Genomic DNA, 18665 nt, shown 5'->3' with positions numbered 1-18665 from the left:
TTATCCTTCCTTGGTGGCGGGCCCCTGCCCAGCCATTCCCGTCACGCCATGTCTGTCGCGCCAGCGTGAATACGACTTTTCCCAGGCATCCGCAAATCGGTTGATCTGATCATCGCCCAAAGCCGGGCTTATCGATATCCGGATCGCCGATTGCGCATGCTGATCATCGAAACCCATCGCCTGCAGCGTGCCACTAGCGCGAACCTTGCCAGACGAACAGGCCGAACCTGCCGAAATCGCAAAGCCGGCCAGATCCATCTGCATGACCTGGGTCTCGCCCTTCCACCCCGATGTAAGAAGGCAGGTGGTGTTCGGCAAGCGCCGCGCGCCTTTTCCCGCGATGACAGCCTCGGGCGCGATGTCGCAGAGGCGCGCCTCCAGCAGGTCGCGCCGGGCAGCGACCTGGTCCCACAACCCGCTTTCCAGATCGCGCTGCGCGGCCTCGGCGGCGGCGGCGAAGGCCAGGATGCCGATCAGGTTCTCGGTGCCCGCGCGGCGTCCCTGTTCCTGTCCGCCCCCGCGCAGCAGGGCGGGAACATCGGTGCCCTTGCGCAGGATCAGCGCACCGATCCCCTTGGGACCGCCCAGCTTGTGCGCGCTGACGAAACCCGCCGTCACCCCCAGCCAGTTGAAGGCGAAGGGCACCTTGCCGAAGGCCTGCGTCAGATCGCTGGAGGCCAGCCCCTGCGGCAGGTCCTGCATCACGCCGGTTTCGCTGTTGGCCAGTTGCAGGCTGGACCGCGCGGGGTCGTCGATTGTGACGATGCCGTCCGCATCCACCGGCAGCGTCGCGTCGCACCAGACCTTGATGGCGCTGTGTTCCACCTCGGCGCAGCGGATGCCCCGGCCCGCCAGAACCATCGCCGCCGCCTCGGTCGTCCCCGAGGTAAAGACCACATCCGCCCCTTCGGCGCCAAGCGCGACCGACACCCGTTCGCGGGCGCGTTCCATCGCCATCTTGGCCGCCCGCCCCTCGGTATGGACCGAGGACGGGTTGCCCGAAATCTCCAGCGCCTCGATGATGGCGGCCTTGACCTCGGGGCGCAGGGGGGTGGTCGCGTTCCAGTCCAGATAGGTTCTCATGTCGTCTTTCCGTTCAGATGGGCTGCGATGCGGTCGGCCAGACGGGCTGCCACCGCGTCCTTGCCCATGCGGGGCCATTCTTCGGCACCTTGGTCACCGATCAGGGTGACGGCGTTTTCCGTCCCGCCCATGATGCCCGTCGCCGGGCTGACATCATTCGCCACGATCCAGTCACAGCCCTTGCGCAGCCGCTTGGCGGTCGCGTTGGCGATCACATCGTCGGTCTCGGCGGCAAAACCCACCACCAGGTTGGGCCGTTCCGCAGCCCGGCTGATCCAGGCCAAGATGTCGGGGTTTTCGGCCATGTCCAGCGCCGGTGGTCGGCCGCTGCCGTCCTTCTTGATCTTGCTGTCGGATGCGCCGACCACTTGCCAATCGGCCACGGCGGCGGCCATCACGGCGGCATCGGCAGGCAGGGCCGCCCCCACCGCATCGCGCATCTGGCGGGCGGTTTCCACCGCGATGACATCGACCCCCGCCGGGGGCGGAACCGCCGCCGGTCCCGTCACGAAGCTGACCCGCGCGCCCAGGTCCCGCAGGGCCGCCGCGATGGCGGTTCCCTGCGCCCCGCTGGAGCGGTTGGCGATATAGCGAACCGGATCGATGGGTTCATGCGTCGGCCCCGAGGTCACGATGACATGCCGCCCCGACAGGGGCTGCGCCGCAGGTGTCAGCGCATCGCGGATGGCCGCGACGATCGCATCGGGTTCCGCCATCCGTCCGGGGCCGTATTCGCCACAGGCCATGTCGCCGCTGTCGGGTCCCACGGTCAGGATGCCGTCGCCCTGCAGGGTCGCCAGATTGCGCCGCGTCGCGGGGTGGTCCCACATCCGCACGTTCATGGCCGGCGCGATCAGCACCCGCTTGTCCGTCGCAAGCAGCAGGGTCGAGGCCAGGTCATTGGCCAGCCCCTGCGCCATCCTGGCCATCATGTCGGCCGTGGCGGGGGCGACCACGACCAGATCGGCATTGCGCGACAGCTGGATATGGCCGATCTCGGCTTCGGAATTGCGGTCCCACAGGGTGTCGTGCACGGGTTCTCCGGCCAGCACCGACAGGGTCATGGGGGTGGTGAACTGCGCGCCCGCCGCCGTCAGCACCGGCGTCACCGACGCGCCCTGGGCGCGGATCGACCGGATCAGCTGCGGGATCTTGTAGGCCGAGATCCCCCCGCCGACGATCAACAGAATTCGTTTGCCCAGCATTGCATCGCCCCGCTTCCTTGCGCCCTGCACAGATAACCGCCATCCCCCCCTGCCGCAAGGAAGCGGCTGGTTGTTAACCCCTCCTTAACTATGCCCCGTTAACCATTCCGCGACATCGTGGGAGGATGCATGGTCGCCACCGCCTATTCCGTTGCCTTCGACGGCATCGAGGCCCGCCTGGTCGAGGTGCAATGCGCCGTCGCGGCCGGCCTGCCGGGTTTTTCCATCGTCGGCCTTCCCGACAAGGCCGTCAGCGAGGCACGCGAAAGGGTCAAGGCGGCCTTTGGCGCGCTGTCGATCGCCATGCCCAGCAGGCGCATCACGGTGAACCTGTCGCCCGCCAACCTGCCCAAGGAGGGGTCGCATTTCGACCTGCCCATCGCGCTGGCGGTGCTGGCGGCCCTGCAGATCGTCCCGTCCGAGGAGGTCGCGCGCTGCGTCGCCCTGGGAGAGCTGTCATTGGACGGGCGGCTGGTCACGGTGACGGGCGCCCTGCCCGCCGCGATGGCCGCCTCCGAAGACGACCGCGCACTGATCTGCCCCCGCGATTGCGGCCCCGAGGCGGCCTGGGTCGGCGCGGTGCCGGTGCTGGCGGCGGAGACCCTGAAACAGGTCGTCGACCACCTGACCGACCGCAGCCCCATCACCCCCGCCCGTCCCGGCCTGGTCGGCGATGCGCCCCCCGTCGGCTGCCTCTCCGAGGTCAAGGGACAGGAACGGGCCAAGCGCGCGCTGGAAATCGCCGCAGCCGGGCGTCACCACATGCTGATGGTCGGTCAGCCCGGTGCGGGCAAATCCATGCTGGCTGCCCGCATCCCCGGCCTGATGCCGCCCCTGTCGGCGCGCGAGGCGCTGGAAACCTCGATGATCCATTCGCTGGCGGGCACGCTGCCCGATGGCGGCATCACCCGGCACGCACCCTTTCAGGAACCCCACCACACGGCATCGGTCCCGGCCATCGTCGGCGGCGGACGCGGCGCCAAGCCCGGCCAGATCAGCCTTGCCCACAACGGCGTGCTGTTCTTGGACGAATTCCCCGAATTTCCCCGCCAGGTCCTGGACACGCTGCGCCAACCCATCGAAAGCGGCGAGGTAATGGTCGCCCGGGCGAACGCCCATGTCCGCTATCCCTGCCGCTTCCTGCTGGTCGCCGCGGCGAACCCTTGCCGCTGCGGCTATCTGGCCGATCCGGCGCGGGCCTGTTCGCGGGCGCCGATCTGCGGCGGCGACTACATGTCCAAGATCTCGGGGCCGCTGATGGACCGCTTTGACCTGCGGCTGGAGGTGCCGGGCGTCAGCTATCAGGATCTGGACCGTGCGGCGGGCGGCGAAACCTCGGCCACGGTCGCTGCCCGCGTGGCGCAGGCGCGGCAGGTGCAGGCCGACCGGTTCCGGGATCATCCGCAGGTGACGGTGAATGCGGACGCGTCCGGCACGCTGCTGGAACAGATCGCCGCGCCCGACGATGCCGGGCGGGCGCTGATTTCCAAGGCGGCGGACAGGCTGGGGCTGACGGCGCGGGGCTATCACCGCATTTTGCGCAGCGCCCGCACCATCGCCGATCTGGAAGGATCGGACCCGGTGCAGGTCCACCACCTGGCCGAGGCGATCAGCTATCGCCTGCCCTTCGTCGCCGGCGGTTAGGCCTTTTCGGCCACGCGACGCTCGATCGCCTCCCACATGGCCTCGGCGGCGTTGATGCCGTCGAACCGCTCCAGCTCCTGGATGCCGGTGGGGGATGTCACGTTGATTTCCGTCAGCCAGCCGTCGATGACGTCGATGCCGGTAAAGATCAGGCCCTTTTCGCGCAGGACCGGGCCGATGCGCTTGCAGATCTCGTATTCGCGTTCGGTCAGGCCGATCTGTTCGGCGCGACCGCCGACATGCATGTTGGACCGTGCCTCACCCTCCAGCGGGACGCGGTTGATCGCGCCGACGGGTTCGCCATCGACCAGGATGATGCGCTTGTCGCCCTCGGTCACCTTCGCCAGGTATTTCTGGGCGATCATCGGTTCGCGGTTCATGCCGGCAAAGGTTTCCAGCAGCGAAGACAGGTTCGGATCACCAGGCTTCAGATGGAACACCCCCGCGCCGCCATTGCCGTAAAGCGGCTTCACGATGATCTCGCCGTGGCGCTGGCGAAAGGCGCGGAAGGCGGCCGGATCGCGGGCGATCATGGTGGGCGGCGTCAGGTCGGGAAAATCCAGCACCATCAGCTTTTCGGGACAGTTGCGGACCCAGAACGGGTCGTTCACGACCAGCGTGCCCGGATGCACCCGGTCCAGCAGATGGGTCGAGGTGACGTAACCCATGTCGAAGGGCGGGTCCTGGCGCAGCCAGACGACGTCGAACTCGGTCAGCTCGACCTCGGCCCAATCGCCGAAGGTGACGTGGTCGCCCTGCTTGCGGCGAAGCGTGACGGGGCGCCCGCGCGCGATGACGCGGCCTTCGTCATAGCGCAACTGGTCCACGGTATACTGGAACAGCCGGTGGCCGCGGGCCTCGGCCTCCAGCCCGATGCGGAACGTGCTGTCGGCGTCGATCGAGACATCTTCGATCGGGTCCATCTGCAAGGCGACGTAAAGGCTCATGCTGCCCCTCCTGAACTTTGAGGTTGTTGTGACCTGCGGTCTGGATGGATGCAAGCCCAAGGGGCCTCAGGTGGCGTCGAAGGCGTTCGCGATCAAGTCGATGCGGCCCATTTCGTCCACCAGTGCCGCATCGAACCGCATTGCTGCGTCCTGCCCCAGCCCCGCCTGCCCGCAGTAATCCTGCGCCGCCTGCATGATGCGGCGCATCTGGGCGGGCAGCAGGCGCCCGGCGGCGGCGGCATGGGTCGCGGCGGCCTTGACCTCGACAAAGACCAGGTCTTCGCCGTCCCGCAGGATCAGGTCGATCTCGGCACCCGCGCCGCGCCAGCGGGTTTCCAGCACCGTGGCCCCGCGCGATTGGTACAGGCGGGCGACGGCATCCTCGGCCATCTGTCCCGACAGCGCCGCGACCGTGCCGCGCCGGCTGCGCATCAGCGCTGCCCGGCCAGCGCCAGGGCGCGCTGATAGACGTCGCGCTTGGGCAGGCCCAGTTCCTGCGCGGCCTCGCGCGCGGCATCCTTGACGGACATGCTGGCCATGTGGCGCTGGATGACATCGTCCAGCTGTGCCTCGTCCACGACCGTTTCACCGGGGCGGTCCAGGACCATCACGACCTCGCCCTTCAGGGTCGCCATGCGCGGGTCGGCGGCCAGGTCCCGGGCGGTGCCACGGATGACCTCCTCGAATTTCTTGGTCAGCTCGCGGGCGATGACGGTCATGCGGTTCGGGTCGATCGCGGCAAGATCGGTCAGGGTGCGGTTCACCCGGCGCGGGCTTTCGAACATGATCAGCGTCGAATCGACCGCCGTCCAGGTTTTCAGGAAGGTCTGACGCGCCGTGGCCGTCGAGGGCGGAAAACCCAGGAACAGGAACCGATCGCTTGGCAGCCCAGACAGCGACAGCGCCACCAGCGACGACGACGGCCCCGGCAGCGCATGGACCCGCGCGCCCGCCTCGGCCGCGTCCACCGCCAGCCGATAGCCGGGATCGGCCACCAGCGGCGTTCCTGCATCGGAACAATAGGCGACGCTGGCCCCATCGGCCAGGGCCGCCATCAGGGCCGGGCGGGCCCGGTCGCCATTGTGGTCGTGATAGGCCAGGATGCGCCGCCCGCGCAGGGGAATGCCGTGGATGTCCATCAGATGGCGCAGGACGCGCGTATCCTCGGCGGCCAGCATGTCGGCGCTGTTCAGCACGTCCAGCGCCCGCAGGGTGATGTCGCGCGCGGCCCCGATCGGGGTGGCCACCAGGTAAAGACCACCGTCAAGGCGCGCGGCCTCGACATGGGCGGTCAGGCGGCGCGGGGTTTCGGCATCCAATCGGTCGTTGCGGTCGGTCATCGAACCCTCCTGTCGTCGCGGTTGCGGGGTGGCGCTGATTGCCAATCACGGGCTCAGGTCCTAGTCTGCCACCATAAGCACGCCGCGTATCATCTGACAGGGAAGTTTCACATGTTTGCATCCGCCACAACCCGGCCCGGACAGGGTCTGCGCCGGGCCGTGACCCGCACGACCGCCGTGATCGCGGCGCTGTTCCTGGCCGCCTGCGACCCCGTCGCCATGACCGAACGCGCCAGCGGCCCCGAGATCGGGCAGATGATCGAGCCGGGCCAGCCGGTGCGCGTCGCGCTGCTGGTTCCCGGCGGCACGTCATCGCAAGAGATGGAATGGCTGGCGCGCAGCCTGCGCAACTCGGCCAAGATGGCGGCGGCGGACGCCCAAGGTGCCAGCATCGACCTGCGCATCTATGACACCGCAGGTTCCGAGGCACAGGCCGTCGCCCAGGCCAATGCGGCCGCCGATGCAGGCGCGCAGATCATCCTGGGGCCGCTTTTCGCGGGCAATGCAAACGCCGTCGGCAACGCCATGCTGTCGCGCAACATCAACGTGCTGACCTTCTCGAACAATACCGAGATCGCGGGCGGCAACGTCTTCACCTTGGGCAACAGCTTCGACAACATCGCCGATCGGCTGGTGCGCTATGGCGTCCGTCAGGGCAAGCGCAACGTCCTGCTGGTGGCTGAGGATGACGTCGCGGGCCAGTTGGGCGCACGCGCCATCCAGACCGCCATCGCCCGCAACGGCGCGCGGCTTGCGGGCCGGGTCAATCATCCGGTCTCGATCTCGGGGATCGATGCGGCGACCCCGCGCGTGGCCGAGGCCGTCCAGTCCGGCCAGGTCGATTCGATCTTCATGACGGCCAACAACCAGGCCGTTCTGCCCTATCTGACCGAGAATCTGGCCAAGGCCGGCGTCCGGTCGCCCGTGACCCAGATGATGGGCCTGACCCGTTGGGACCAGCCGCGCGACCGCCTGGGCATGCCGCAGCTGGCCGAAGGCTGGTTCGCCATCCCGGACCAGGGCCTGCAGCAGCAGTTCGAAGCGCGCTATGCCCAAACCTATGGCGAGGCGCCGCATCAGCTGGCATCGCTGTCCTATGACGGCGTCGCGGCCATCGCCTCACTGGTGCGCGCGGGCAAGCGCAATGCGCTGACCACGACCGGCCTGACCCAGCCCGCAGGCTTTTCGGGCGTGGCCGGCATCTTCCGGCTGAACCGTGACGGCACCTCGCAGCGGGGCCTGTCGGTCGCGACCATCCGCGACGGCCAGCTGGTCATTCTGGACCCCGCGCCGCGCACCACCCGCGGGTTCGGATCGTAAACGGAAACGGCACGACAAGACATGGCAATGAACGGCGTCACCGACGGCGCCCCGGACATGACCGGGGCGCAATTTTCCCGTGACGGGGACGAGCTTCTGCGGGCGCTGGACGCGCGCCTGCAGGATATCGACGAACCCCGCCGCATCCGCAGCGAAACCGTCGCCTTGCTGATGCAGGCCCGCGCCGACGGGATGCAAGCGATCGAGGCATCCTTTGCGACCCATCCCCGTGCCGCCCGCGAAACGGTGCGCGCCATCGCCAACCTGACCGACCAGATCGTCACCGCCGTCCATCATGTCGCGGTCACCCGACTGCACCCGCTGGATGCCCCGTCCGAGGGCGAACGGCTGGCCGTTCTGGCCGTGGGCGGCTATGGCCGGGCCGAAATGGCGCCCGCATCCGATGTGGATCTGCTGTTCCTGACGCCCTGGAAGATCACCGGCTGGGCCGAAAGCGTCGTGGAATCGATGCTCTACATGCTGTGGGACCTGAAGCTGAAGATCGGCCATTCGATCCGCAGCGTGGACGACTGCCTGCGCCTTGGCGAAGGCGACATGACGATCCGCACCTCGCTGGTGGAACACCGGCTGGTAACGGGCCATGCGCCCCTGGCCCAGGAATTGCGCCAGCGGCTGTGGGACGAGCTGTTCGACCGAACCGTCCCCGAATTCATCGAGGCGAAACTGGAAGAACGCGCCGCGCGTCACGTGCGCCAAGGTGGACAGCGCTATGTCCTGGAGCCCAACGTCAAGGAGGGCAAGGGCTGCCTGCGCGACCTCCAGACGCTTTACTGGATCGCCAAATACATCCACCGCGTCGATCGTGCGGTCGAACTGGTCGACCTGGGCGTCTTTTCGCGCGACGAACATCTGGCCTTCTGGCAGGCCGAGGATTTCCTCTGGGCCGTCCGCTGCCACCTGCACCTGATCTCGGGGCGTCCGGTGGATGTGCTGGCCTTCGACATGCAGGTCGAGGTCGCCCGCCGCATGGGTTACGCCGACACCACCGCCCGCCGCGGCGTCGAATATTTCATGCAGGATTATTTCCGCCATGCCACGCGCGTGGGCGAACTGACCCGCGTCTTTCTGGCCGCGCTGGAAACCCAGCATGTGCGCACAGCACCGTTCCTGGGGCGCCTGTTCAGGCGCAAGCGCAAGATGAGGCCGGGATTTGTTGATCAGCAGGGCCGCCTTTCTTATGAATCCGAAGCGACCTTCCTGGCCGATCCGCTGAACCTGCTGCGCATCTTCGAGGAAGCGCTGAGGACGGGCGTGCTGATCCATCCCGATGCGATGCGCCTTGTCGCCGCCAATCTGGATGTCATCGACGACAAGGTCCAGTCCGACCCCGAGGCGATCCGCATCTTCATGGACATGCTGCTGAAGCATGGAAATCCCGAACGGGCCCTGCGCCGCATGAACGAACTGGGCGTTCTGGCCGCCTTCATCCCGGAATTCGAACCCGTGGTGGCGATGATGCAGTTCAACGTCTATCACCACTATACCGTCGACGAACATTCCATCCAGTGCATCGCCGCCCTGGCCGAGATCGAGCGCGGCGAACACCCCGAGAACCTGCCCCTGTCCAGCCAGATCATCGAGGCGGGCGTGAACCGCCGGGTGCTGTATCTGGCAACGCTGCTGCACGATATCGGCAAGGGCCGCCCCGAGGATCATTCGATCCTGGGCGCACGCATCGCGCGGCGCATCGCCACGCGTTTCGGCTTCAACCAGGAAGATATCGACACGGTCGAATGGCTGGTGCGCAACCACCTGCTGATGTCGGACGTGGCGCAGAAACGCGACATCAGCGACCCCCGCACGCTGCGCGATTTCGCCAAGGCGGTGAAGACCCGCAAGCGGCTGGACATGCTGCTGGTGCTGACGGTCTGCGACATCCGTGGCGTGGGCCCCGGCACCTGGAACAACTGGAAGGCGGCGCTGCTGCGCACGCTGCACCAGGAAACCGCCGCCGCCCTGGAAAACGGGCTGGAGGAGCTGAACCGCGACAAGCGCCAGAACGAGGCCAAGCGGTCGCTTCGCCACATGCTGGTCGCCAAGGGCTGGGACGCCCGCGCCATCCGCGCCGAGATCGCGCGCCATTACGACGCCTATTGGCCCGGCCTGCCGACGCAATCCCACGCGGTCTTTGCCGAATTGCTGCGCGGCATCGGACCGGACGAAATCCGCATCGACCTGCGCGCCGATCCCGATCGCGACGCGACGCGCACCGCCTTCGTGCTGTCGGACCATCCGGGCATCTTTTCGCGGCTGGCCGGGGCGCTGACCCTGACGGGCGCCAACGTGGTCGATGCGCGGACCTATACGACGCGCGACGGCTATGCGACCGCCGTCTTCTGGGTCCAGGACGCCGAGGGCCATCCCTTTGCCGAAGACCGCCTGCCCAAGCTGCGCCAGACCATCCTGCGCACGCTGAGCGGCGAAATCGTCGCGCGCGAGGCTTTCGCAACCCGCGACAAGCCGAAAAAGCGCAACCGCGAGTTCAGGTTCCCGACCCATATCACCTTCGACAACGAAGGCAGCGACATCTATACCATCGTCGAGGTCGATACCCGCGACCGTCCGGGCCTGCTCTACGACCTGACGCGGACGCTGGCCTCGAACCATATCCAGATCGTCAGCGCGGTGATCGCCACCTTCGGGGCGCAGGTCGTCGACAGCTTCTATGTCAAGGACATGTTCGGTCTGAAACTCCACAGCGCCTCGAAACGCGAGGCGCTGGAAAAGAAACTGCGGACGGCGATCGCCGACGGCGTGAAACGGGCAGAGGCGGAACAGGGATGAAATCCGGACTGGTGCGTGGCTTCCTGGCAGTGGGAAGCTGGACGCTGATTTCGCGTGCGTCGGGCTTTGTGCGCGACATCCTGATGGCGGCATGGCTGGGCACCGGCCCCGTGGCCGAGGCGTTCCTGATCGCGCTGTCGCTGCCCAACATGTTCCGCCGCTTCTTTGCCGAAGGGGCGTTCAACACCGCCTTCGTGCCGATGTTCTCGAAAAAGCTGGAAGATCACGCGCAGGCGCAGCGCTTTGCATCCGAAGCGTTTTCTGGACTGCTGGCGGCGGTGATGGTCCTGTCGGCCCTGGCGATGATCTTCATGCCGGGGCTGGTCTGGCTGATGGCGTCGGGTTTCGCGGGCGACGAGCGCTTTGATCTGGCGGTGGAATACGGGAGGATCACCTTCCCCTATATCCTGCTGATCTCGATGGCCTCGATGATTTCAGGGGTGCTGAACGCCAATGGACGCTTCACGGCAGCGGCGGCGGCACCGGTGCTGCTGAACCTGTTGTTCATCGTGGCGATGGGTCTGGGACGCTGGCAGGGCTGGGACCTGGGGCTGACGTTGGCTTGGGCCACGCCGGTCACGGGCATCGCCCAGCTGGCGCTGGTCTGGTGGGATGCGCATCGCAGCGGCTGGACCTTCCACCCGCGCCGTCCGCGCCTGACCCCCGACATGCGCCGCCTGATCGCCGTGGCCCTGCCTGCGGCCTTTGCGGGCGGCGTGGTGCAGATCAACCTGCTGGTCGGTCGTCAGGTCGGATCACGCTTTGACGGGGCGATCGGCTGGCTGTCCTATTCCGACCGCCTGTATCAGCTGCCGCTTGGCGTCGTCGGTGCGGCTGTTGCGGTCGTTCTGCTGCCGGAACTGGCGCGTCGGATCCGCGCCGATGATCACGCAGGCGGCCAGTCGGCCTATAGCCGCGCGACGGAATTCGGCCTGTTCCTGACCCTTCCGGCGGCCTTTGCCATCGCCGTCATCGCCGAACCCATGGTGGCGACCCTGTTCCAGCGCGGGGCGTTTTCCGCCTTCGACACCCAGCAGACGGCGGCGGCGCTGATCGTCTATGCGATCGGCCTGCCCGCCTTCGTGCTGCAAAAGATCCTGCAGCCGCTGTTCTTCGCGCGTGAAGACACCCGCACGCCGCTGCGCTTTGCCGTCATTTCAATGGTGGTGAACGCGGTCGCGGCCTTCAGCCTGATGCCGTTCCTGGGCTTTCTGGCGGCGGCGCTTGGCACGACGATCGCGGCCTGGGTGATGGTGGCCCAGCTGTGGCTCGGGACGCGCGACATGGGCCAGGCGGCGCGGGCCGATGCGCGGCTGGTCCGGGCCTTTCCGCGCATCCTGGTGGCGTCGGTGCTGATGGCCGCGGCCCTTTGGGGCATGCGCCAGTGGTTGGAGGCTGCGGGAACCGGTCGGGGCGTCGGGCTGGCAATCCTGGTCTTTGGCGGGGCGGCGATCTATTTCTCGTTGGCGTTCATCACCGGGGCCTATCGCCTGTCCGAACTGAAGGCCGCCATCCGCCGGGGTCAGCGCTGACGCATCTGCGTCAGCGCCCGCTGCATCCCGCCATCGACCAGCACGAAGCTGAGCAGGAACCCGGTGGCAAAGCCCGCCACTTCGGCGATCCAGCCGGTTCCTGCGCCGCCGAAGACCAGGCCGAAGACCAGCTGGAAGGCCAGAAGCACGCCGATCAGGCTGAAGGCCCGCAGGCGGTTGGCGTTCACCGCCGCCAGCTTGGTCCACAGCAGGAAGGTGAATGCGCCCACCAGGCCATAGACGGCCGGATAGCCCCCGATCAGCAGTGACGGCCGCGCGCCAACGACCTGCAGCACCGCCGCATAGATCAATGCCCCCCCGATGGCCGATCCCAGAAACAGCGCGACGACGGCCAGGGGCCGGAACTGCTGGGCCACCAGATTGCCAAGCGCCAGCGTGAAGACCACCACGAACAGCGCATGCGTCAAGGACGTGTGGACAAAGCTGAAGGACAGCGCCCGGTACATCTGGTCCAGGTCGAAGGCGCCAAAGGTCCAGACGCGCTGGAACAGTTCGGGGGGCAGCGCCGTCATGCGGATGGCGTTCAGGCGCAGGCCCACGCCCTCGGCACCACCCAGAAAGCCCGCCTGCCCCAGGGCAAAGGCCGCCTCGGAGGCGATGACGGGCAGGGTCAGCAACCAGATCACGGGCGGCAGCGGGTTCAGCGGAGATTCGGTCAGGCCTTGACGCATGGCGTTTCCTTGGCGGTTGCGGAAGTTTCCCCCAACCGCTAAGCCAGCGGCCAGGAAATTCCAAGGCAGGCCGGTCATGTCAGAACCCACCAACAGCACCTTCCGCCCGCGCATCTTTTCGGGGATCCAGCCCTCGGGCGGGTTGACGCTTGGCAACTACCTGGGCGCGCTGAAGCGTTTCGCGGCCCTTCAGGGCGATCAGGCCGAAACCGTCTATTGCGTCGTCGACCTGCATGCGATCACCGTCTGGCAGGACCCGCAGGTGCTGTTGTCGCGCACGCGCGAGGCGGCGGCGGCCTTCATGGCCTCGGGGGTGGACCCCGCGCAGTCGATCCTGTTCAACCAGAGCCAGGTCAGTGCCCATGCGGAAATGGCATGGCTGTTCAACACGGTGGCCCGCGTCGGCTGGATGTACCGGATGACCCAGTTCAAGGACAAGGCCGGCAAGAACAGCGAAAACGCCAGCCTTGGCCTTCTGGCCTATCCGGCGCTGATGGCCGCCGACATCCTGACCTATCAGGCGACCGCCGTTCCCGTGGGCGAGGATCAGAAGCAGCACCTGGAACTGACCCGCGACATCGCGGCCAAGTTCAACCACGATTACGGCGTCAACCATTTCCCCATCACCGAACCCCTGATCGAGGGCGTGGCCACCCGCGTCATGTCCCTGCGCGACGGGTCCAAGAAGATGTCGAAATCGGACCCGTCGGATGCCAGCCGGATCAACCTGACCGACGATGCCGACACCATCGCCCAGAAGATCCGCAAGGCGCGGACCGATGCCGATCCCCTGCCCGGCCAGATGGACGGCCTGAAGGACCGCCCCGAGGCACGCAACCTGGTCAACATCTATGCGGCCCTTGCCGATGAGACCCCCGACCAGGTGTTGGCGCGGTTCGAGGGTCAGGGTTTCGGAGCCTTCAAGCCTGCTTTGGCCGAAGTCGCGGTCGAGGCGATGGCCCCCATCACCCGCAAGATGTCGGAATACATGGCCGATCCGGCCCAGATCGATGCGGTCCTTGCGGATGGCGCCGACCGCGCCGACGCCATTGCCCGGCCGATCCTGGACCGAACCAAAGAAATCATGGGCCTGCTGCGCACCCGCCGCTGAAGCCTGCCAATTGCCCGAAACGTGACCGCCATTCCGCAAGGAGCGGCGGTTTCGTCCGTTTCAGACAGGATTTTCGCCCGAAGGCTTGCGATCACGCACAGGTTACGGCTATCAGCCAGTCAAACGACTGGACCCGGTGAGAATCCGGGTGGCTCTTCCGGCCGCCGATCCGCCGGACAAATCGAACCTTGCAGACTTGCACGACGGACCCCGGCGCGAATGGCGCCGCAACGGTCAGGAACGGATGATCCATGTTTTCAATCGAACGCTACAAACAGGAATGGTTTGGCAATATCCGCCCCGATATCCTTTCGGGACTGGTGGTCGCCCTTGCCCTGATCCCCGAGGCCATCGCCTTTTCCATCATCGCGGGCGTTGATCCCAAGGTGGGGCTTTATGCCAGCTTTTCCATCGCGGTGATCACCGCCATCACCGGCGGTCGGCCGGGCATGATTTCCGCTGCCACCGCGGCCACGGCGGTGCTGATGGTCACGCTGGTGGCCGATCACGGGCTGCAATATCTGCTGGCGGCGACGGTGCTTGCCGGCCTGATCCAGATCGTCTGCGGGATGCTGAGGCTGGGCTTCGTCATGCGCTTCGTGTCGAAATCGGTGATGACCGGCTTTGTGAACGCGCTGGCGATCCTGATCTTCATGGCGCAGCTGCCGGAACTGGACCTTGCCACCCCCGGCGTCACCTGGTTCACCTATCTGCTGGTCGCGGCGTCACTGGCGATCATCTATCTCTTCCCCTATCTGACCAAGGCGATCCCGTCGCCGCTGGTGACCATCGTGGTGATGACGGCGCTGGCGATGCTGCTGGGCTGGGACGTGCGGACCGTGGGCGACATGGGTGCGCTGCCCGATACGCTGCCGATCTTCCTGCTGCCCGATGTGCCGCTGAACCTGGAGACGCTGCGGATCATCCTGCCCTATTCGGTGGCGGTGGCCATCGTGGGTCTGCTGGAAAGCCTGATGACCCAGAACCTGGTGGACGAACTGACCGACACCCGGTCCAACCGCAACCAGGAATGCATCGGTCAGGGCCTGGCCAATACGGCCACGGGCTTCATCGGCGGCATGGCGGGCTGCGCGATGATCGGGCAGTCGATGATCAATGTCAAATCCGGCGGTCGCGGGCGCCTCTCCTCGTTTGTGGCGGGGGTCTTCCTGCTGATCCTGGTGGTGGGCTTGGGCGATCTGGTCAGCCAGATCCCGATGCCTGCCTTGGTCGCGATCATGATCATGGTGTCGATCGGCACCTTCAGCTGGTCGTCCATCGGCAACCTTCGCTCGCACCCGCGTTCCTCCTCCATCGTGATGCTGGCGACGGTGGCCGTGGTCGTCTGGACCCACAACCTGGCGATCGGTGTGCTGGTCGGCGTGCTGTTGTCCGGCATCTTCTTTGCCGCCAAGATCGCCCAGCTGTTCCGCGTCCGCTCGACGCTGTCCGAGGATGGGCGCGAACGCCGCTATATCGTCGAGGGACAGATGTTTTACGGCTCGGTCGAGGATTTCATGGCGGCCTTCGACTTCTCCGAGGCGCTGGACCGCGTGATCATCGATGTCAGCGGCGCCCATATCTGGGACATCAGTTCGGTGCAGGCGCTGGACATGGCCATCCTGAAGTTCCGGCGCGACGGGGCCGAGGTGCAGCTGATCGGCATGAACGAGGCATCCGAAACCATCGTCGACAAGCTCGCAGAGCATGACAAGCCCGGCGCAATGGATAAACTGATGGCGCATTGAGGGGGATGATCATGACCGACAACATCATCGCGCTGGTCGACGGCTCGGGCTATGCAACTTCGGTCTGCGAACATGCGGCCTGGGTGTCACGCCTGACCGGCGCGCCGATCCAGCTGTTGCATGTGATGGGGCGCCGCGAAGCGGCCGGGCCGCAGGATCTGTCCGGCGCAATCCGGCTGGGTGCCCGGACGGCACTGCTGGAAGAGCTGGCGACCCTGGACGCCCAACGCGCCCGCATCGCCAACGACGCCGGACGCGCCCTTCTGGAGGATGCACGGCAGCTGACCGAAGGCGCCGGCGCGACGGGCGTCACGACCCGGCTGGAACAGGGCGATCTGATCGAACGGGCCGTCGGCAACGATGCCCCCGACACCCGCCTGATCGTCATCGGCAAGCGCGGCGCGGCCGCGGATTTCGCCAAGGGCCATCTGGGGTCGAACCTGGAACGGATCGTGCGCTCGGCGCGCAAGCCGGTGCTGGTCGCGTCCCGGGCATTCAAGCCGATCCGGAAGGTGCTGGTGGCATTCGACGGCGGCAATTCGGCCCTGAAGGCGGTGCAGCACATCGCCAACAGCCCCGTCTTCAAGGATCTGCAGATCGAACTGGCGATGGCCGGCAACAGCGGCAACAACGCCCGCGATACGTTGGACGAAGGTCTGCTGCGCCTCAGGGCCGCCGGCCTGCGCGCCGACGTCTGCGTCCTGGCAGGGTCAGCCGAAACCGCCCTGGCTGAACGGATCGAGTCCGAGGGGTATGATCTGCTGGTCATGGGCGCCTATGGCCACAGTCGCATCCGCAGCATGATCATCGGGTCGACAACGACGCAGATGCTGATTGCCTGCAAGCTGCCTGTGCTTCTGTTCCGCTGAAAACCTGGTTCTCAGCATCTACCCCTATGCCGCGCCCCTGATCGGGCGCGGCTTTGTTGTCCACGGACGGTGGGCAGCGGTGTAAGTGCAAACGATCTGCCGCGCAGGCTATAAACGGATGAGGACTTAACCCGCGCTGGAATATCGATGGCGCAGCGCCCCCGTATCGGCAACCAGACCAAGGGTCATGCCTGTCACCAGTTCCTCGCTGCAAAAGATTGAATCAGCGCCCCGTTTTGGTAACCGTCAGACTGCTGCTCGCCTCGTATGCCAATGGGCCCGCGGGAATGGCGGCAGACAGGTCATCCTTCAACCCTCCTATGCCATGGCCACGAACGGCTTCGCAGACCTGTTCAAGGTGGACCGGAAACAGGCGGCGCCATTCGCCTAAGCGATCGTTGCACAACCCCGACCTTTCCGCTTGGATGCGTAAAGGGCCGCATCTGCCATATCCAGCAATGTCTCGGGTGTTTCAAAGCGGTCGTGATGCCAGATAACGACACCGATGCTGGCCGAAACATGCAGGTCGGTCAGCTGCGGAGGCGACAGGTCACGGATGCTGCCGATCAGGCGTTCGGCCACCTGCGCGATGGCCGCCGGGCAGACCATGCCACGCAGGATCAGCACGAATTCATCGCCCCCGATGCGCGCCGCCATGTCTTCCTTGCGGACCAGGCCGTGCAGGACCTTGCCCACGTCGCGCAACAGGTCATCACCCGCCTTGTGGCCAAGGCGGTCGTTGACCTGCTTGAAATGGTCCAGATCCATGTGCAGCAAGGCGAATGGCGTGAGCCTGTCCTGGCGTTCGTCGCCGCTGCGGCGCATGGCGATGGCCAGCGCGCCTTCCAGCGCACGGCGGTTGCCCAAACCGGTCAGGGGGTCGGTCTGCGCCTGCAGCAACGCCACTTCACGGGCGGCGGCCAGCTGATGGTTGAAGCGCGACAGCTCGTTCAGGACGCCGCGGTTGGCTTCCTGCAGAAACAACAGTTCCATCGCCAGGTCGCTTGGCGCGAAATCGGCATCGGTCAGATGGGCCGTGCGGATCGCGCGGGTCAGACCGATGCCGAAGCCCAGATTGACCAGCATGGTTCCGTCCGACAGACGCACGCCGTGACCCCGCAGCACCAGATCGGCGATATGCTGGACGCGCAGGAACAGGCGCAGTCCACGGTCGACCGCATTGCGAATGGCGTCGATCGCCTCGGCCCCCTGCCCGGCCCGGCCACTGACAAGGCATCCATGCAAGCCCGACCCAAGGCCCGGCACCAGCTTCAGCAATGTCGGCCCGACCGAGAGCACCGCCCCGCGATCATTCACGATCATATGCATCGGCATCAGCTGGGCCAACGCCTCGACCGGCAGGTTTACGACCGCGTCCCTCATGCCCGCCCCTGTTCTGCCGTGCCGTGCTGGATCGAGAACAGGCGCCCTTCGGCAAATTTCTCATCCCAGACCTCGATCCGGATGGCCTGATCTTCGACCGAAATCAGGCAAAGCGCCCCGTAATCATCCGCCATCCCCCGGATCACCCCAACCAGAAGAAATTGCCATGTCCTGTCGTGATCCAGCATCAGGACCCAGAACGCCTGATCATTCGCATCGACCTGCAGGCGCGGCACCCGCAGGCTGGGCAGCACCAGATGCGCGCGGCCCGGCAATTCTTCCAGACGCAGCAGGAAATCCTTGAAATCGCGGCCCGAAAATCGAAGCAGCCGCCGCACCGCCTCGATCCGGGTCATCCAGGCGCCCATATCCTCCAGCATCTCGCTATGCGGCTTGGACATCCGAAACGCGGCGCGCTGCAGGGCATCGGCGCCAAACCCCGCCCCCAATGGCGCCACCGAAGCCTGGGCTACCTCCGCTTCTTCCGCGACGGCCTTGACCAGGTCGTCACCATAGGTCGTCCTGAGGAATTCCTCGATCCCGCGGTTTATCAATGAGTTCATGCCACACCTCGATTCGCATCGACGCTAGCAAGAGGGGGTGAATAAATCGCAAACGGATCAGTCCATTTCCCAGCCATAGCTGCCCGGCCCGGCCAATGCCGTGCGCGCCGCCATCACGTCCTGCGGACGCAGCCGAAGGGCGTCGGCGAATTCGTGGATGCGTTCGTCGCTCTCGACGACGAAATCCAGCAGGAAAACGGCGATGTCAGGACGCTGCGACAGCTGACGCAGGTCATCGGCCTCCAGCCCGCTTGCCCCCATGAAATGAACCAGATCGTCAGGACGCTCGGCCAGCGCCAGCAGGATTTCGGTCGCCAGTTCGCGTGCCTGTTCGGGGGTATAAGCCATGTGGATGCTGTCCTTTGGTCGAAAATATCCGCCAGCCACCCGGGCGGAAACAATTTGTTAAACATTTGAGACGAA

Annotated in this window: 16 protein-coding genes and 1 other annotated feature; of the genes, 7 read left to right on the top strand and 9 right to left on the bottom strand. The window is 66.2% G+C overall.

The features are described from left to right. Nucleotides 1–1083 carry a cysteine desulfurase family protein gene (locus tag IE00_RS05385; RefSeq protein ID WP_072296070.1) on the bottom strand — a complete coding sequence of 361 codons (1083 nt, stop codon included), beginning with the start codon at nucleotides 1081–1083 and terminating at the stop codon, nucleotides 1–3. Beyond that, nucleotides 1080–2288, bottom strand: coding sequence for a bifunctional phosphopantothenoylcysteine decarboxylase/phosphopantothenate--cysteine ligase CoaBC (gene coaBC, locus IE00_RS05380; protein ID WP_072296069.1), 1209 nt, complete (start codon nucleotides 2286–2288; stop codon nucleotides 1080–1082). The genes IE00_RS05385 and coaBC overlap by 4 nt, the downstream gene beginning before the upstream one ends. Nucleotides 2289–2417: 129 nt before the next feature. Between coaBC and IE00_RS05375 the strand changes: the two genes are divergently transcribed. Then, a complete protein-coding gene (locus IE00_RS05375) occupies nucleotides 2418–3932 on the top strand; it encodes a YifB family Mg chelatase-like AAA ATPase (RefSeq protein ID WP_072296068.1) in 1515 nt (504 codons plus the stop codon). On the opposite strand, the gene gshB is transcribed toward IE00_RS05375, so the two are convergent. The 3 genes from gshB to rsmI all read right to left on the bottom strand — a co-directional run bounded on the left by gshB (nucleotide 3929) and on the right by rsmI (nucleotide 6219). Further along, nucleotides 3929–4879 (bottom strand): glutathione synthase, encoded by a 951-nt coding sequence (gshB, locus tag IE00_RS05370; protein ID WP_072296067.1) that lies wholly within the window; start codon nucleotides 4877–4879, stop codon nucleotides 3929–3931. The two genes, IE00_RS05375 and gshB, sit on opposite strands and share 4 nt — an antisense overlap. 66 nt (nucleotides 4880–4945) lie before the next feature. Continuing rightward, nucleotides 4946–5311 carry a YraN family protein gene (locus tag IE00_RS05365; protein ID WP_072296066.1) on the bottom strand — a complete coding sequence of 122 codons (366 nt, stop codon included), beginning with the start codon at nucleotides 5309–5311 and terminating at the stop codon, nucleotides 4946–4948. Beyond that, nucleotides 5311–6219, bottom strand: coding sequence for a 16S rRNA (cytidine(1402)-2'-O)-methyltransferase (gene rsmI, locus IE00_RS05360; protein WP_072296065.1), 909 nt, complete (start codon nucleotides 6217–6219; stop codon nucleotides 5311–5313). The genes IE00_RS05365 and rsmI overlap by 1 nt, the downstream gene beginning before the upstream one ends. Nucleotides 6220–6330: 111 nt before the next feature. Here rsmI and IE00_RS05355 point away from each other — a divergent pair, with 111 nt between their 5' ends. From IE00_RS05355 to murJ, 3 genes are read left to right on the top strand one after another with little or no spacing between them, the layout of a single operon-like run. After that, nucleotides 6331–7539: a penicillin-binding protein activator gene (locus tag IE00_RS05355; protein ID WP_072296064.1), complete on the top strand. Its 1209-nt coding sequence runs from the start codon at nucleotides 6331–6333 to the stop codon at nucleotides 7537–7539. Nucleotides 7540–7566: 27 nt separating this feature from the next. Beyond that, nucleotides 7567–10344 (top strand): [protein-PII] uridylyltransferase, encoded by a 2778-nt coding sequence (locus IE00_RS05350; protein WP_170864098.1) that lies wholly within the window; start codon nucleotides 7567–7569, stop codon nucleotides 10342–10344. Further along, complete coding sequence (gene murJ / locus IE00_RS05345; protein ID WP_072296063.1) at nucleotides 10341–11876, top strand: murein biosynthesis integral membrane protein MurJ; 1536 nt, start codon at nucleotides 10341–10343, stop codon at nucleotides 11874–11876. The genes IE00_RS05350 and murJ overlap by 4 nt, the downstream gene beginning before the upstream one ends. On the opposite strand, the gene IE00_RS05340 is transcribed toward murJ, so the two are convergent. Continuing rightward, the gene (locus IE00_RS05340) at nucleotides 11867–12568 is read right to left on the bottom strand and encodes a rhomboid family intramembrane serine protease (RefSeq protein ID WP_072296062.1); all 702 of its coding nucleotides are present in this window, start codon (nucleotides 12566–12568) and stop codon (nucleotides 11867–11869) included. The two genes, murJ and IE00_RS05340, sit on opposite strands and share 10 nt — an antisense overlap. Before the next feature lie 76 nt (nucleotides 12569–12644). On the opposite strand from IE00_RS05340, the gene trpS reads away from it, so the two are divergent. The 3 genes from trpS to IE00_RS05325 all read left to right on the top strand — a co-directional run bounded on the left by trpS (nucleotide 12645) and on the right by IE00_RS05325 (nucleotide 16296). Continuing rightward, a complete protein-coding gene (gene trpS, locus IE00_RS05335) occupies nucleotides 12645–13679 on the top strand; it encodes a tryptophan--tRNA ligase (RefSeq protein ID WP_072296061.1) in 1035 nt (344 codons plus the stop codon). A gap of 126 nt (nucleotides 13680–13805) precedes the next feature. Next, nucleotides 13806–13861, top strand: a sequence feature (sul1 is cis-regulatory element that is thought to sense ions involved in sulfur or methionine metabolism; They are found in Alphaproteobacteria). A gap of 69 nt (nucleotides 13862–13930) precedes the next feature. Beyond that, the gene (locus IE00_RS05330) at nucleotides 13931–15427 is read left to right on the top strand and encodes a SulP family inorganic anion transporter (RefSeq protein WP_072296060.1); all 1497 of its coding nucleotides are present in this window, start codon (nucleotides 13931–13933) and stop codon (nucleotides 15425–15427) included. A gap of 11 nt (nucleotides 15428–15438) precedes the next feature. After that, nucleotides 15439–16296 (top strand): universal stress protein, encoded by an 858-nt coding sequence (locus tag IE00_RS05325; protein WP_139291334.1) that lies wholly within the window; start codon nucleotides 15439–15441, stop codon nucleotides 16294–16296. Nucleotides 16297–16683: 387 nt separating this feature from the next. Here the strand turns inward: IE00_RS05325 and IE00_RS05320 are convergent, their stop codons facing one another. Genes IE00_RS05320 through IE00_RS05310 form a run of 3 tightly spaced genes read right to left on the bottom strand, consistent with a single transcriptional unit; the run spans nucleotide 16684 to nucleotide 18590 of the window. After that, nucleotides 16684–17679, bottom strand: a complete 996-nt coding sequence (locus IE00_RS05320) for a GGDEF domain-containing protein (RefSeq protein WP_072296058.1) — start codon at nucleotides 17677–17679, stop codon at nucleotides 16684–16686. Beyond that, the gene (locus IE00_RS05315; protein WP_072296057.1) at nucleotides 17676–18242 is read right to left on the bottom strand and encodes a heme NO-binding domain-containing protein; all 567 of its coding nucleotides are present in this window, start codon (nucleotides 18240–18242) and stop codon (nucleotides 17676–17678) included. The genes IE00_RS05320 and IE00_RS05315 overlap by 4 nt, the downstream gene beginning before the upstream one ends. Before the next feature lie 57 nt (nucleotides 18243–18299). Beyond that, complete coding sequence (locus IE00_RS05310; protein WP_072296056.1) at nucleotides 18300–18590, bottom strand: DUF3572 family protein; 291 nt, start codon at nucleotides 18588–18590, stop codon at nucleotides 18300–18302. Nucleotides 18591–18665: the final 75 nt, after the last annotated feature.

The sequence above is a fragment of the Paracoccus sp. SM22M-07 genome, from assembly GCF_001887735.1.
Lineage (GTDB): Bacteria > Pseudomonadota > Alphaproteobacteria > Rhodobacterales > Rhodobacteraceae > Paracoccus.
The sequence above is the reverse complement of the archived record's forward strand: the minus strand, read 5'-3'. Positions and strand labels throughout refer to the sequence as shown.

Bases quoted from the DNA above. Each gene is read 5' to 3' on its own strand.
- IE00_RS05385 (WP_072296070.1), bottom strand. From the start codon at position 1,083: ATGAGAACCTATCTGGACTGGAACGCGACCACCCCCCTGCGCCCCGAG.
- coaBC (WP_072296069.1), bottom strand. From the start codon at position 2,288: ATGCTGGGCAAACGAATTCTGTTGATCGTCGGCGGGGGGATCTCGGCC.
- IE00_RS05375 (WP_072296068.1), top strand. From the start codon at position 2,418: ATGGTCGCCACCGCCTATTCCGTTGCCTTCGACGGCATCGAGGCCCGC.
- gshB (WP_072296067.1), bottom strand. From the start codon at position 4,879: ATGAGCCTTTACGTCGCCTTGCAGATGGACCCGATCGAAGATGTCTCG.
- IE00_RS05365 (WP_072296066.1), bottom strand. From the start codon at position 5,311: ATGCGCAGCCGGCGCGGCACGGTCGCGGCGCTGTCGGGACAGATGGCC.
- rsmI (WP_072296065.1), bottom strand. From the start codon at position 6,219: ATGACCGACCGCAACGACCGATTGGATGCCGAAACCCCGCGCCGCCTG.
- IE00_RS05355 (WP_072296064.1), top strand. From the start codon at position 6,331: ATGTTTGCATCCGCCACAACCCGGCCCGGACAGGGTCTGCGCCGGGCC.
- IE00_RS05350 (WP_170864098.1), top strand. From the start codon at position 7,567: ATGAACGGCGTCACCGACGGCGCCCCGGACATGACCGGGGCGCAATTT.
- murJ (WP_072296063.1), top strand. From the start codon at position 10,341: ATGAAATCCGGACTGGTGCGTGGCTTCCTGGCAGTGGGAAGCTGGACG.
- IE00_RS05340 (WP_072296062.1), bottom strand. From the start codon at position 12,568: ATGCGTCAAGGCCTGACCGAATCTCCGCTGAACCCGCTGCCGCCCGTG.
- trpS (WP_072296061.1), top strand. From the start codon at position 12,645: ATGTCAGAACCCACCAACAGCACCTTCCGCCCGCGCATCTTTTCGGGG.
- IE00_RS05330 (WP_072296060.1), top strand. From the start codon at position 13,931: ATGTTTTCAATCGAACGCTACAAACAGGAATGGTTTGGCAATATCCGC.
- IE00_RS05325 (WP_139291334.1), top strand. From the start codon at position 15,439: ATGACCGACAACATCATCGCGCTGGTCGACGGCTCGGGCTATGCAACT.
- IE00_RS05320 (WP_072296058.1), bottom strand. From the start codon at position 17,679: ATGAGGGACGCGGTCGTAAACCTGCCGGTCGAGGCGTTGGCCCAGCTG.
- IE00_RS05315 (WP_072296057.1), bottom strand. From the start codon at position 18,242: ATGAACTCATTGATAAACCGCGGGATCGAGGAATTCCTCAGGACGACC.
- IE00_RS05310 (WP_072296056.1), bottom strand. From the start codon at position 18,590: ATGGCTTATACCCCCGAACAGGCACGCGAACTGGCGACCGAAATCCTG.